Consider the following 14450-nt stretch of genomic DNA (forward strand, 5'->3'; position numbering starts at 1 on the left):
GCTTTATTTTGACAAAATAAAATATCCCGACTGATAAAAATCAGCCGGGATAGAGATTGGTTCTTATAAAAACCTATTAGCAATACATATTTACAATAGCCTCATACAATTCTTGCTTACCGCTAGTCTGTTTTGGTTCGCCGTTTGCCTTAGCATAAGCAACAACATCTTCCAAAGTCAGCTTACCTTCTTCAAATTCTTTACCTTTACCAGAATCGAATGAAGCATAACGTTCAGCCAACATTTTCTTATATGGAGATTCTTCCAGCAACTTAGCAGCACTCAGCAATGCACGAGCCATAGCATCCATACCTGCAATGTGAGCGATAAAGATATCTTCCAAGTCTGTTGAGTTACGACGGGTCTTAGCATCGAAGTTAGTACCACCATTACCCAGACCTCCGCCACGGATAATCTGCATCATAGCCTGGATGAGTTCATAATTGTCGATAGGGAACTGGTCTGTATCCCATCCGTTCTGATAGTCACCACGGTTTGCATCGATAGAACCCAACATGCCATTGTCAACAGCAACAGCCAGTTCGTGTTCGAAAGTGTGACCAGCCAAAGTTGCATGGTTTACTTCAATATTAACTTTGAAGTCCTTGTCCAGATTATGAGCTTTCAGGAAGCCGATAACAGTTTCAGTATCTACGTCATACTGATGTTTTGTCGGTTCCATCGGTTTCGGTTCGATCAGGAATGTACCAGTAAAGCCTTTTGCACGAGCATAGTCACGAGCAATAGTCAACATCTGTGCCAAGTGTTCTTTTTCACGTTTCTGGTCTGTGTTCAACAGTGACATATAACCTTCACGTCCGCCCCAGAATACATAGTTTGAACCACCCAGTTCGATTGTTGCATCAATAGCATTCTTAATCTGAACAGCAGCACGAGCTACAACATCGAAATCAGGGTTTGTAGCAGCACCGTTCATATAACGAGCATGACCGAATACATTTGCAGTACCCCACAACAGTTTGATACCAGTTTCAGCCTGTTTCTGTTTTGCATAAGCTACTATTTCTTTCAGATTTGCTTCATATTCTTCGATTGTGTCAGCCTCATCACACAAGTCTACATCGTGGAAACAGTAGTATTCAATACCCATTTTCTGCATAAATTCGAAGCCTGCATCCATTTTGTCTTTAGCAGCCTGTACCTTGTCAGGATTTCCTTTCCATGGGAAGTTCTTAGTACCGCCACCAAACTGGTCAGCTCCTTCAGCGCACAATGTGTGCCACCAAGCCATAGAAAATTTCAACCAGTCTTTCATCTTCTTACCCATTACTACTTTTTCTGCATCATAATAACGGAAAGCCATCGGGTTTTTGCTTTCTACACCTTCGAATTTAATTTTACCAATACCGGGAAAATACTCTTTTGTTGCCATAGTTATATTCTATTTAAAAGTTAATTATTTTTATTTATTTCAGGAAATTGTCCTGCGTCCGGAGTTATTTCCAGACAGCAAAACAAGTAAATTAGATTTTATTCATATATGAAAGCCAGCGCTGATATGCATCTTCGTATGCAGCCTTGTTTGCCATATCCGGTTCGATAACAGCCAACTTATCCAGCGTAGCAAAAGCTTCATTATTGTCTTTATAGATACCTGCTCCGATACCAGCTCCTTTTGCAGCTCCAACTGAACCGTCAGTATCATACAGTTCGATGGTAGCTCCAGTCACACCGGCCAGCGTATCGCGGAATATCGGACTCAGGAACATATTTGCATGTCCGGCATGTATCTTATGTACATCCATTCCCATGCCTTCCATAATATCTATTCCATATTTGAACGAGAATACGATACCCTCTTGAGCAGCACGAATAATATGATTGCGCGTATGCAGATTAAAGTTTATTCCATTGATAGAACATCCTGTTTCACGATTCTGCAACATACGTTCTGCACCATTTCCAAAAGGCAAGATACTGATTCCTCCCGCACCGATAGGAGCCTGAGCAGCCATATCATTCATTTCGGCATACGAAACGCCTGCAGGTACAACGGTACGTTTTACCCATGAATTCAAAATACCTGTTCCATTAATGCAGAGCAACACTCCCAGACGAGTCTGGTCTGCCGTATGATTGACATGCGCAAATGTATTGACACGTGATTTCGGATCATAGTTGACTGCACCGTTTACACCATACACTACACCCGACGTTCCGGCTGTAGACGCGATTTCGCCCGGATTGAAAACATTCAGCGACAACGCATTGTTCGGCTGGTCGCCCGCACGATAAGTCACAGGTGTACCCTCTTTCAATCCTAGTTCGGCTGCTGCAATAGCGGTTACACGTCCCTGTTCTGAAAAAGTCGGTTTGATATCGGCTATCAGTGAATTGTCGAATCCGTAATATTTCATCAGGAATTTTGCGACTTCATTATTCTTGAAATCCCAGAACATACCTTCTGAAAGTCCGGATACAGTGGTGCAAACCTCACCAGTCAGCTTCATAGCGATATAGTCGCCCGGAAGCATAATTTTATCTATTCTGGCATAGACATCCGGTTCATTCTCTTTAATCCAGGCAAGCTTGGAAGCGGTAAAATTACCCGGAGAGTTAAGCAAATGAGAAAGACACAGCTCTTCACCCAATGTATTGAAAGCCTTCTCTCCATACGGAACCGCACGAGAATCGCACCAGATAATAGCCGGACGGAGCACCTGCTGATTCTTGTCCACACATACCAGACCATGCATCTGATAAGAAATACCGATAGCAGCAATATCTTCCTTGCGTACTCCGCTTTCATTCATAACAGCTTCAGTTGCAAGCTTCAGGTTTGCCCACCACATTTCCGGTTTCTGTTCAGCCCAACCGGGATGCACAGCTATAATCTCTGCCTCTGTCTTAGGGTAGAAAGCAGAAGCTACACATTTACCTGTCTCCGAATTTACCAAACTGGCCTTAACCGAAGAACTACCTATATCATAACCTAACAAATACATAACTCTAATATATTTTATTTCTTTAGTTTGTTATAAATCGTTCTGTCGAATCTATAATAGCGTGCAGCACGATGTCGCACACCTTTTTCTTTTTCCTCCATCGGTACGACATAAGGCATCAGTGCTATCTTCTTGTGGAAATTACGCACATCAAACTCTTTATCGTATACCAACTGATACAATACACGAAGCTGTGCCGCAGTAAACTTTCTAGGCAAGAGATCGAACATTACCGATGGATTTGTTTCCACATAATGACGTATAAAAGCAAGCGCGTCGCGATATATCTGAATATGGTCGAACGCCAAGGCTTTCACTTCCGACAGCGGAGTCCAGCAAGCATCATACGTATCAGTCAGCTGCCGGTTTCGCTGGTCAATTTTCAATAAAGAAAGATAAGCGATCGTAACAATCCTGCCGACTTTGTTATCCGTAATGCGATGAAAGCGTTCCAGCCACAACACATCTTTCGGATTAGCCGTACGATCTTTGGAGCCATAAGCTTTAAACTGGCTCATCTTGATATTTTTCAAACCGGTAAGTTCATTAAGCACACGCTTAGCAGCTTCATCCAAGTCTTCATCGGCATAAATCAAGCTACCGGGAAGCTTCAGGTCATTAAATTCACCATCCGTTTGTTTTCCTATCTGGCGTACAAGCAAAACGCGAAACTGTTCTCCATCGAAGCCAATCAGCACACAGTCCACTGAAACGTGTACATCGATTATAAGGTTATTTCCGGTCTGAGTTTCCATATCTTTATTTTCTTTCAACACTGCAAATATAAAGACTTTTTCAATTCGTTATTCAAAAATATCAGAATATTTATCATGTTATAAAACATTATTCTACAAGTATATAGATTTCATACTTCATACGATATATAATTAATGTATTATTGTAGGTAATACGAAAAGAGATTCAAGCAAATTACACTGCAACAAAAAGTACTTTAAAATTAGTTTTTTATCTTTGCATAAAACAATCCTAATAATGAAGTTATGAAACATTATCCTTGCGTGCTCACTATTGCCGGATCGGATTGCAGTGGAGGAGCCGGCATTCAGGCCGACATAAAGACTATATCAGCATTGGGAGCTTATGCTGCCAGTGCCATTACAGCAATCACAGTACAAAATACTTGTGGAGTAACAGGTATTCATCCTGTACCTCCCAGCTACGTAAAGGGACAGATAGAAGCTGTTATGACGGATATCCGTCCACGTGCGGTCAAGATTGGCATGATAAACGATGTAGAGATTGTGCAGGTTATAGCCGAATCTCTGAAAAAATTCAAGCCGGAGTTTGTCGTGTTCGATCCGGTTATGGTATCAACAAGCGGATGCAAACTTATGGAGGATGATGCAATTGAAGCTATCACCACACTTCTTATGCCGCTTGCCAGTATTATAACTCCCAATCTGAGTGAAACGGAAGTGCTGACGGGAAAGCAGATTCGCAACATCGAAATGATGAAAACTGCTTCGCGTGAACTGCTGAACTACGGATGCCGTGCCGTACTGGTTAAAGGAGGCCATCTGGAAGACGGAAACATGTGCGACGTACTGCAACTGAAGGATGAGAGCGAACCTCATTTATTCATGGCACAAAAAGTAGAAAGTCATAATACACACGGCACCGGGTGTACACTTTCGTCTGCCATTGCTACTTTCCTTGCTTTAGGCAACAGTATGCCCGAGGCGGTAAAACAAGCTAAAGAATATGTATATCAAGGTATTCTATCCGGTAAAGATGTACACATAGGAGAAGGACACGGACCGCTGAATCACTTCCACTCTCCCGTACCGATGCATATTTCCGATGAAGATTAAATCAAAAAAATCAGAAATCTAAAATAATTCATTACCTTTGTCATCAATAACTTAACTCAAAAATAAATTTATGAAAGCATTTGTATTCCCCGGACAGGGCGCACAATTCGTAGGAATGGGTAAAGACCTCTACGAAAACTCAGCACTGGCAAAAGAATTATTCGAGAAAGCAAACGATATTTTGGGCTATCGTATCACCGATATCATGTTCAACGGCACAGACGAAGACCTGCGTCAGACTAAAGTTACTCAGCCTGCCGTATTCCTTCACTCTGTTATCTCTGCTCTTTGCATGGGCGATGACTTCAAACCTGAAATGACTGCCGGACACTCACTTGGAGAGTTTTCTGCTCTTGTTGCAGCCGGTGCTCTGTCGTTCGAAGACGGTTTGAAACTGGTGTACGCACGTGCTATGGCTATGCAGAAAGCATGCGAAATGCAGCCTTCTACAATGGCTGCTATCATCGCCCTGCCTGATGAAAAAGTAGAAGAAATTTGTGCTCAGGTAAGTGCAGAAGGCGAAGTTTGTGTCGCAGCTAACTTCAACTGCCCGGGACAGATCGTTATCTCAGGATCTATCGAAGGCATCAACAAAGCTTGCGAACTGATGAAAGCAGCAGGAGCTAAACGTGCATTGCCGCTGAAAGTAGGTGGTGCTTTCCATTCTCCACTGATGGATCCTGCTAAAGTTGAGCTGGAAGCAGCAATCAATGCAACTGAATTCCACACTCCGAAATGCCCGATTTATCAGAACGTAGACGCTAAACCACATACAGACCCTGCTGAAATCAAGACTAATCTGGTAGCTCAGCTGACTGCTTCTGTACGTTGGACTCAGACAGTTCAGAACATGATTGCAGACGGAGCAACAGACTTTACAGAATGTGGTCCGGGTGCTGTTTTACAGGGACTTATTAAAAAGATCGATAAAGAAGCTAATGCTCACGGAATAGCATAAGCAGCAGTTCTGCACGAAGCAAAAAAAGATGCTGAATTTTTGATGAAAAATTCAGCATCTTTTTTTATTTTATCAGCAAGTTTTACGACAAATATCAGGATATAATTTACCCCTCTTGCAGTTTTCTTGTTTTTTATCTGCCAAGCCCCGTAAAGATCGGCTATAAAAGTCTGCAAAAGGGGTAAAAAATTATTCTTTTATTTCAAAAGTTCTCCAAGTTTAGCAGCCAGTTCTTCACCACGCAAGTTACGAGCAACGATAGTACCTTCCTGGTCAACCAGAACAGTTGCAGGGATAGCACGAACACCATAAAGTTTCGCACCCTCACAGCTCCAGCCTTTCAAGTCTGACATCTGTGCCCATGTAATATTCAGGTCTTTAATAGCCTTTTTCCATGCTTCTGCATTGTTGTCCAAAGAAACACCGACAATACCAAAACCTTTAGCCTTGAATGCATTGTATGCAGCTACTACATTTGGCATTTCTGCACGGCAAGGACCACACCAGCTAGCCCAGAAATCAATCAAAGTATATTTATTCTGAGAAATAAAGTCAGACAGTTTTACTTCCTTACCTTCTGGAGTATTCATTGCAAAATCAATGAACTTCTGACCTACTTCTGTTTTTTCTATTGTAGCAATGTGTTCTTTCAAAGCAACAATATCTTTATCTGCGCTGTAAGCAGCTGGAACTTTATCCAATAATGCTTTTACTTTAGCTGTTTCGAATGCATTAGCATATGAAGTCAGCAACTGTACACCTACAAGGTTGTTGATGTTTTCATTAATGCAGTTGTAAACCATTTCAGTTCCCAAGCTATCTTTTTCAGCCAACTGCTTTTCCAAATCTTTGCGCTGATCGTCAGTCAATGTAGTATCAGTCTTTGATTTCTGATATATTTCAGACATTTCCTTATTGATAGCAACAAATTTATCCATAAACTGCTGGTAAGCATCATTACACATTGTACCAGCAACCTTATTGGCTTCAGCGCCCATGTTCAGCGTGATATCTCCTTTTTCAATGAATACCATCGCAGTCATGCGCATACCGTTCTTTCTATAGGTTACATAACGGCTTACTGTTACAGAATCGGGAGTGCCCTTAAATTCGAATGCACCACCTTTTACAACAGCAGAATCCATTTTAACGAGTGATCCGTCTACAAAATTCTGCAAATACACAGTATCCCCTTCTGCTACTCCTTCAATAGTACCCTTAATCGTGTACCCAGCCTTTTCCTGACAAGAAGCAAATGCCAATAATCCGGCAGTTGCCATCAATAAAATTTTCTTCATAATAAATGTGTAATAATAAAATAGTTTAATGGCGGCAAAGATAGCCCTTTAAATCAGAAAGGCAAACAAATTAATGTATATTCTTCCGCTTATCACTTCAGTTTATTTCCTCCAACAAATAGTGGAAGAATAGAGCACAAGGCATAAAGTATAGTAAATCCGTCGGAGGAAAGCCCGAAAAAAGAATCCAATCCTGTATAGTGCAGGGATGTAAACAGCTGTATCACAAAAAACAGTGTAACACAATAGCCAGAAAAACGGACAAAGCTATACGACATACCCTTTATTATATCTCTATCCGTACGGTATAAATCTATACTGTATCCGTAAATTATCGCCATTATTCCCAGCCCCAACGAAAGGAGATAACTGACACCTTCTGACAAGGGTGAATTCTTCAACCCTCCTGTAATACTGCGTACTATCCCCCATGGACCTAAAGCCAGACACAAAACTGCCAGTATATAAACTGCCCCAACGGTCAGACTCAACAACAACGAACGCTTTTCTTTTCGGGAAAGTTTTCTGCCATGAAAGATTGCTCGTCGGACAGCCTCCCAAAAACCTGAATGCATACAGAGTCCCACCCCGAAAGCCAACAACAAGATATCGCTAAAAAAAGGAGCGGAAAAAAAGCCGTCGCCAACATTTCTGAGTTGCCAGCGTAACCCTTCCGCACTGAGCAGACTCTGAACGCCCGACCAGCCATATATGCTCCCAACCCATGAAAGGAGGGCCACTACCAACGTAAGCAGAAAGAAAAGCGTAGCAGGATGAAGGAAGTGTCTATTCATCATCAGGTTCCAGATTGTCGATATCCAATATCCTCAGTTCAAAAGCCCGTGTTACCAATCGGCAAGCATTTACTCCGGTACGCTCCTCAGGACGGAACAAGCGGTTTACCAATTCATTCTGACGTTTTTCTATCGATTTCACTCCGAAAGGCATAGCCTTCAGGTTGGTGATCATTTCCTTAGTATACCCCAAAGCCAAATGGCGAAGCAAACGTTCGTCATATTCATCGATATCATAATCAATGATCGCTTCCTGACGCCGCATCTCCACTTCTACCGACTGCTTGAAGCGTTCCACAATTTTTTCCAGTATCGGATAGTTGAACACTAATTTCTTTCCTGCCATGACAGCCTCTACATCCGTAGCAGTCAACAGCTCACCTGTTTTCAGAATGATCCCGTCAGCACCTGCATTCAAAGCATCAACCCATAATTTTTCATTCAATACTTCACCGGTAAAAATCAAAACTTTCAGTTCCGGACGTTCACGATGCAAACGGGCACAAATATCAACACCGATAGTAGTAGAACCTCCCAAACCTAAATCAAGCAAAATCAAATCGGGAGTATGCTGTTCCAGCAACGGCCAAAATTCAGCTTCAGTCATAGCCGTACCTATAACTTCTGCATTAGGTATCTCGTGACGAAAGATTTCTTCCGTCCCTTTTAATTCCAACTTAACATCTTCTACAATGATAACTTTAAACTTTTCCATATATTCAGTCTTTTTACTTTTTCACAATAAGCGGTATGGTAAACCATACGGTATATCCTCCCTCTGAAGACGGACAAGCATTGATCCGGCATCCACGACGTCCGGCAAACTCATCATGTTCGCGAATTATCTGCTTACAGACCAGAAACTCTGTACCCTGCAGGCCAGCTGTGCCGCCTTCATGAAAACGAGACAATGCCGGATAAAACAAATCGTTCAGTTCTGCCTGTGTATGATTCCGTCGGGTATCCGTAAAGTTGAAATGTGCAAAGCCGTTTTCCTGAAAAACTGATAACTTCAGAACACCCGTCTGCGGGAAACGTACAGCCTCATCGAGTAAATTTTCGAAGAGAAATAAAAGCAAAACACCATCTCCTGCTACTGACAAGCCTGCTTCCTGCTCGACTTCCAACTTCAGCGAATATGACAGTTTACGAGATATTTTACGCAAATATTTTTCTACTTGTCCAATCAATACAGCTACATTGACCTCTGCCCGTCGGAACGTTATATCGTCAAGCTGACGGGAGGCACACGAACTAAGTAAAGTAAATATATCTTTATAATAGCTCACCAGTTCAGAAATGGTTTGCAGCTGCTGTTTCTCCTCCTGTAAAGAGATATTATCCTGCCTGTTCAGACGATCGACTATCTGCTTTATCCGGTTAGGATAATAGATTGTTTCATGCTTTATGGTAGACAAACAATTATCGAGTACCATATTCTGCACATGCAGCATATTTTCTTCATAAGAAGCTCGCCTTGCATCATCCTGAGCCAATTCTATGTCGTAATGTTTACGTCTGACACAGACCACCGCATTATGCAACACAACAGCAAGATAACTTACAATCAGCTCTACCAGCAATCTGTCTTTTTCGCGCACACAAGGAAGTGCGGCCTTCACGGCAAGTACACCTGCACAATAATTCTCTTCATTAATATCTACATTCAGCGGAAAATAATTCCAGGAAGCTTCATTCGTCCACGATACTAGTTTCTTTTCAAAACAGCGTTCCATCCGGTTACACAAATCTTCGTTCTCTCCTTCTTCACCGAAAATATAATGCAAAGATGAGGTTTCTTCATCGTATAAGGCTAAAGCCATATCCGCAACGGGGAACAGTTCATTCATTTCCTCGGAAAGCTTTTTAAGAATGTCTTCTGCTACATTACTTTCTTCTTCGTCTCCCGGCTGCGCAACAGAGAAGATAGACTGGTTTATCTCGAATACCTGCTCCATATTATAGCGATAATGCAAACGATGACGTAAGTATAGTATATAATAACCGGCCAGACAGACCACAACCAGTAAAAGAAAAATTCCTAAGGCTATCAGCTTATTATTGGCAGACTGCTGCATCCGCACACAATATTCTTCCAGCGAACGGTCTTTACTAATCTGCTTGTACAAGGTAGTATAAGCACGATTATTATAATAATATGTACGGAAATCCTTTACTGCAAGTCCGGCTACAGCTGCTTCATTACGAACATCAAGCAGAATATAATAATCGGTATCAAATCCTTGGGCCAACCATGTCTGTTCTGCTGCTTCATAATCATCGCGATATAATTTCAGCAACGGATATTTTCGCTTGGAATATTTCAGATAGTGCAGATTCATGTAATATAAAACACTGTCGGCATATACCAGCGCCTCCTGATAGCGAGCATTTACATTGCAATCGTACACCCAGTTTGCATAATCATTAGCAATCGACAGCAAACTGTCGTAAGCAACTCTGTTCTTTTCTTCAGGCTGTTTGTATACCGACGACTGACAGCTACCCAGGCCTAAAATACTCATGGCGAATATCAGACATATAGAAAGAGTTCTTTTTACTCCTTTAGGCAATCTGAAATAAAAACGACTTCCTTTTCCCAATGTACTGTCTATCGAGAAACAACAAACGCTGAATACAGCATTAGTCTTACGGTACTTCTCAATAATCCCTTTACAATTCATCAAGCCAAAACCAGATCCCTTCTGCCGGCGCAATTCCTCCGTATCAGCAGCTGTTCCCATTCCAATAGCTCCAGAATCATAGACCTTCTCACCTAAGATACGGTTTACATCCTCTTCCGACAGACCAGGACCGTCATCCGACACTGAAATCTCTACATACTCATCCGTTTCTTTTGTCGATAGTGTAATATGTCCATACTCGGGAGTATACTTACGTGCATTTTCGGTCAAGGTATTTATCATAAAAAGAGTAAGTGCCTTATCGGCTTTTACAACAGCTTCGGTCGGATCGACCTGCAACTCCTGATGTTTTATTTCAAAAGAACGTCTACCTTTAGCAATAATCCCAAAAAGTTCTTTTAAGGCAAAGCTCTCAATGTTCAAACTTAATACCCCTTGACGCATCTTGATCCATATTGCTAATATTTCATTGTACTCATTAATCCGGGTAATTAGTTCGTCGATATATTCAAACTTTCCTTTCTTAATGTCAGCCCGACTGGCATAAGGTACAGATTGCAGCTTATGCACTTCATTAGCTACTCGGTCTATATATGGAAATATACCTGTCACAATAGAAAGACAAGCTTTTTTTACCATGTTCTGACGTTTGTTCTCGGCTACATGCTGTTCATGAATATACTGTTCCTTTTCCAGACGCCGCCGCTCGTCGTCTAAAGAAACAAGATTCATTCCATTTTCCAATGTCCATGCCAGATAAGGCAAGACCAGCTGGAGTAATGTCTGTTTCTCTTTACGAAGCGGATGAGGTAATTCCAATAATAATTTCCCTATATTCTTGCTTTTATCAGGAGAAAAGAGCTCGAAGGCATAAAAGCCGGCTTCAATTTCTTCACGCTCATCTTCCGATGAACACGCTTCTAATACAATTTTTACATCCGTAGCTCCAAAGATATGCTCAAAATCGGTTTTTATCGTATGACAGACAGTATCAGTAATTTCTTCTACTTCTGTTACATTTTCCGGAACAGACGAAGTTATCTTGCGACACAAATCAAATACTTCCTTCAGTATGGATATATAAAGCTTATTTCTCTTGCGCCAACGCCTATTCAGCATAACGAATAATACAATAAGCAGAAAAATCCCTATCACTACCAGCAATAATAACGCATTAATCTGTCTTGATTCTTTCTCCAAAGCTGCATAACGACTCTCCAAAGCTTTGTCCTGCCGGGTATAGTCCAGTAAGTCCAAATAAACATTCCGATTGTAATCGGATTCCAGCTTACACCCCATTGCTGCATACGTCCTACTCAATTGCTCACGCAAGCGCAGTATCCATTCCGGTACAGTTTTGATGCCTTCATCCGCAATCCATTTCAGTTCAGTAGACCGTACTTCATCAGGAGCATAGGCCTGCAAGCGATCGGTTGTATCTGTACAGTGATAATATTTTTCATGATGCCAGTTAACATATTGCAATGCAGCTTTCAGGTTCTCCAAAGCCTTTTCCGGCTGTCCCGAGTAATTATAATACGTAGCAATCGTCCGATAAGTTCCCGAAATCTGATAACCGTCACCATATTTCTTAAACAAATCCAGCGCCTGACGTGCATAATACAGCGGCAAGCTGTCAACTGGTAAGTCTTCTTTATTGACCAAACGGAGAAGCCCCGAATGCTTTTCTTCCAATATTTTCCGATTACTGCGAAAATTCAGCAATTCTGCCATAGCCTGCATGGCATTAGCCTCAAAATAAATATATCCTCCCTTACGACTCTGAAGTAGACAACTCGTCAGGCAGCCAAACTCTCCAATAGTAATTTCCTCGCGAGCGGGAGCCTCATACATTCCTCCAGAACCTCTCATATATTCATAGTACAACCACTGTGCTGTATCTCCCTGCAACACATCGGGTGTAATAGAATTAATGGAACGCAATGATTCATCGTGCTGTTCCAGATAATAGAAATAAATACCCGATACAATATGAAACTCGGAAACAGCATAATTTAGTCTTTGTTTCTCGTGAGCATCAGAAATAAGGGCCTCATCTTCACGAATACGCTTCAAACGTTGTAAAGCGCTATTCCGGTAATCGTAAAACTCTTTATTCATTGATGTACGCTGACATATTTTCATCATACCTACATCCGAAATCAAATGTTCTATTTCATTACCTCCTTCTTTCAAAGCCTGTAGATACAAAGAAGAAGCCTTTTCAAAATCCATGCGCATAAAGGCACAAAAGCCCATGTTATTTAAAGCCTCTGCACGCAAATCGGAATTTCCTTCAGCCAACTGACATGCGCGCTTGGCTGCTTTCATAGCAACAGACAAGTCTTTATAGCGCATATCATAAGCAAGATGATTCAGAGAATCGGCTTCTGTATAAGAAACTTGCTGCTCTATGTGCCTTTCACACGACATTCCAAAGATGACTGTGAAGCTTATTATCAATATACACATTACTACTCTCATAAGGAAACATACGATTTACTACAAAAGTACAAAGTTCATTGCGAAGAAACGGCAGAGAAGATGATAAAAAAATAAAAGAGGCCATATCACATCGTCTGTACGAAATGATATAGCCTCTTATGGACAAAGTGAAAAAAGATTATTTCTTTGACTCTTCCAGAGAAACTTTTCTAAATTCTTTCAATACTTTTTCCAGTTCCAATGAAGCCTTGCGAGCACGAGTTCCAGCTGCCTTATTTCCTTTAGCAACCTGCAATTCTGCATCAGCAACCAAAGCTGCATTCAATTCCTTAATCTTTGCAATTAATTCGTTCATAATCTCCTGTATTTTTTATTTTAAACCACTCAAAGTAAATACAAATAACTCAATAACAGATATCTTTGTCTTTCTTTTTTACATTATTTAATATAAAACACTGTTTTTCAATGCAACTCGGTTGCAAATAAAGTTAGCGCAGATGAAATCAGACTACGCATATATTGAATTTATGATATAACGTATGTATTTTTGTTTCCTGATAAAAAAACTAATCAAATGACACATCATCACAAACATCATCATGAACATCACCATGCAATATCCTCACTTAATTCAATATTTATTGCATGCATAGTAATCAATCTTGCTTTTGTTTTTATCGAAGCAGGAGTAGGTTTTATCTATAACTCATTAGGACTTTTATCCGATGCCGGACATAATCTCAGCGATGTATTCAGTTTGCTGCTTTCTTTATTCGCATTCCGTATGTCACAATATCACAGCAACCGGCATTTCACTTACGGATACAAAAAAAGTACGGTGTTAGTTTCACTGGTCAATGCAATTATCCTACTGATAGCGGTAGGAGCCATCGTTATTGAAAGCTTTTACAAACTGAAACATCCGGAAGCGACATCAGGTGAAGCAATATCATGGACAGCCGGTATAGGTATTCTTGTGAACGGAATAACGGCATGGCTTTTAATGAAGAATCAGAAACACGATTTGAATGTACGTGGGGCATTCCTGCATATGGTTATGGACACACTCGTTTCTGTGGGTGTTGTCATATCGGGTATCATTATTATTTATACAGGTTTTACAATCATCGATACTATAATCAGCCTGGTAATTGCCGCCATTATCTTACTCTCTACATGGAGGTTACTGAAGGAAAGTCTCTTTCTTTCATTGGATGCTGTTCCGGAAAACATTGACATTAAGACTATCGAACAAATTCTAACACAGGCTCCGGGCATAGAAGGATGGCATCACTTACATATATGGGCAGTCAGCACTACTGAAAATGCAGCAACTGTACACATCGTCATCAGTAATCTATTACAAATGGAAGAGATAAAATGGAATCTGAAAAACGAATTACGAAAAAAGGGTATTCAACACACGACTATCGAATGTGAAACTCCCGACTCTTTATGTAAAGACAGAGATTGCTGCTGAATACTTCTTTCAGTTCACTAGTGTTTATATTA

At 41.0% G+C, this 14450-nt stretch carries 11 protein-coding genes; 3 read left to right on the plus strand and 8 right to left on the minus strand.

The window, feature by feature from the left end:
• Positions 1 to 76 precede the first annotated feature (76 nt).
• The 3 genes from xylA to ACDG22_RS13205 all read right to left on the minus strand — a co-directional run bounded on the left by xylA (position 77) and on the right by ACDG22_RS13205 (position 3721).
• The gene (gene xylA / locus ACDG22_RS13195; RefSeq protein ID WP_007567790.1) at positions 77 to 1393 is read right to left on the minus strand and encodes a xylose isomerase; all 1317 of its coding nucleotides are present in this window, start codon (positions 1391 to 1393) and stop codon (positions 77 to 79) included.
• 91 nt (positions 1394 to 1484) lie between these two features.
• Entirely contained in the window at positions 1485 to 2966 is a 1482-nt protein-coding gene (locus ACDG22_RS13200) for a xylulokinase (RefSeq protein WP_022126428.1), read from the minus strand.
• Between the two features lie 14 nt (positions 2967 to 2980).
• A complete protein-coding gene (locus ACDG22_RS13205; protein ID WP_022126427.1) occupies positions 2981 to 3721 on the minus strand; it encodes an NUDIX hydrolase in 741 nt (246 codons plus the stop codon).
• Between the two features lie 246 nt (positions 3722 to 3967).
• Between ACDG22_RS13205 and thiD the strand changes: the two genes are divergently transcribed.
• Positions 3968 to 4798, plus strand: coding sequence for a bifunctional hydroxymethylpyrimidine kinase/phosphomethylpyrimidine kinase (gene thiD / locus ACDG22_RS13210; protein ID WP_022126426.1), 831 nt, complete (start codon positions 3968 to 3970; stop codon positions 4796 to 4798).
• 70 nt (positions 4799 to 4868) lie between these two features.
• Entirely contained in the window at positions 4869 to 5756 is an 888-nt protein-coding gene (gene fabD / locus ACDG22_RS13215) for an ACP S-malonyltransferase (RefSeq protein ID WP_007567798.1), read from the plus strand.
• A 197-nt stretch (positions 5757 to 5953) separates the two neighbouring features.
• Here fabD and ACDG22_RS13220 read toward each other — a convergent pair whose 3' ends face one another.
• From ACDG22_RS13220 to ACDG22_RS13240, 5 genes are all read right to left on the minus strand, one after another.
• The gene (locus tag ACDG22_RS13220; RefSeq protein ID WP_007567801.1) at positions 5954 to 7054 is read right to left on the minus strand and encodes a TlpA disulfide reductase family protein; all 1101 of its coding nucleotides are present in this window, start codon (positions 7052 to 7054) and stop codon (positions 5954 to 5956) included.
• 92 nt (positions 7055 to 7146) lie between these two features.
• Positions 7147 to 7851: an AbgT family transporter gene (locus tag ACDG22_RS13225; protein ID WP_204460294.1), complete on the minus strand. Its 705-nt coding sequence runs from the start codon at positions 7849 to 7851 to the stop codon at positions 7147 to 7149.
• Complete coding sequence (locus tag ACDG22_RS13230; protein ID WP_007567804.1) at positions 7841 to 8563, minus strand: DUF5932 domain-containing protein; 723 nt, start codon at positions 8561 to 8563, stop codon at positions 7841 to 7843. The genes ACDG22_RS13225 and ACDG22_RS13230 overlap by 11 nt, the downstream gene beginning before the upstream one ends.
• 13 nt (positions 8564 to 8576) lie before the next feature.
• Positions 8577 to 12977 (minus strand): DUF5113 domain-containing protein, encoded by a 4401-nt coding sequence (locus ACDG22_RS13235; protein ID WP_370858916.1) that lies wholly within the window; start codon positions 12975 to 12977, stop codon positions 8577 to 8579.
• 139 nt (positions 12978 to 13116) lie between these two features.
• Positions 13117 to 13293, minus strand: a complete 177-nt coding sequence (locus ACDG22_RS13240) for a histone H1 (RefSeq protein WP_007567807.1) — start codon at positions 13291 to 13293, stop codon at positions 13117 to 13119.
• 219 nt (positions 13294 to 13512) lie between these two features.
• Here ACDG22_RS13240 and ACDG22_RS13245 point away from each other — a divergent pair, with 219 nt between their 5' ends.
• Complete coding sequence (locus tag ACDG22_RS13245; protein WP_007567808.1) at positions 13513 to 14418, plus strand: cation diffusion facilitator family transporter; 906 nt, start codon at positions 13513 to 13515, stop codon at positions 14416 to 14418.
• Positions 14419 to 14450: the final 32 nt, after the last annotated feature.

This window comes from Phocaeicola coprocola (genome assembly GCF_041333015.1).
Lineage (GTDB): Bacteria > Bacteroidota > Bacteroidia > Bacteroidales > Bacteroidaceae > Phocaeicola > Phocaeicola coprocola.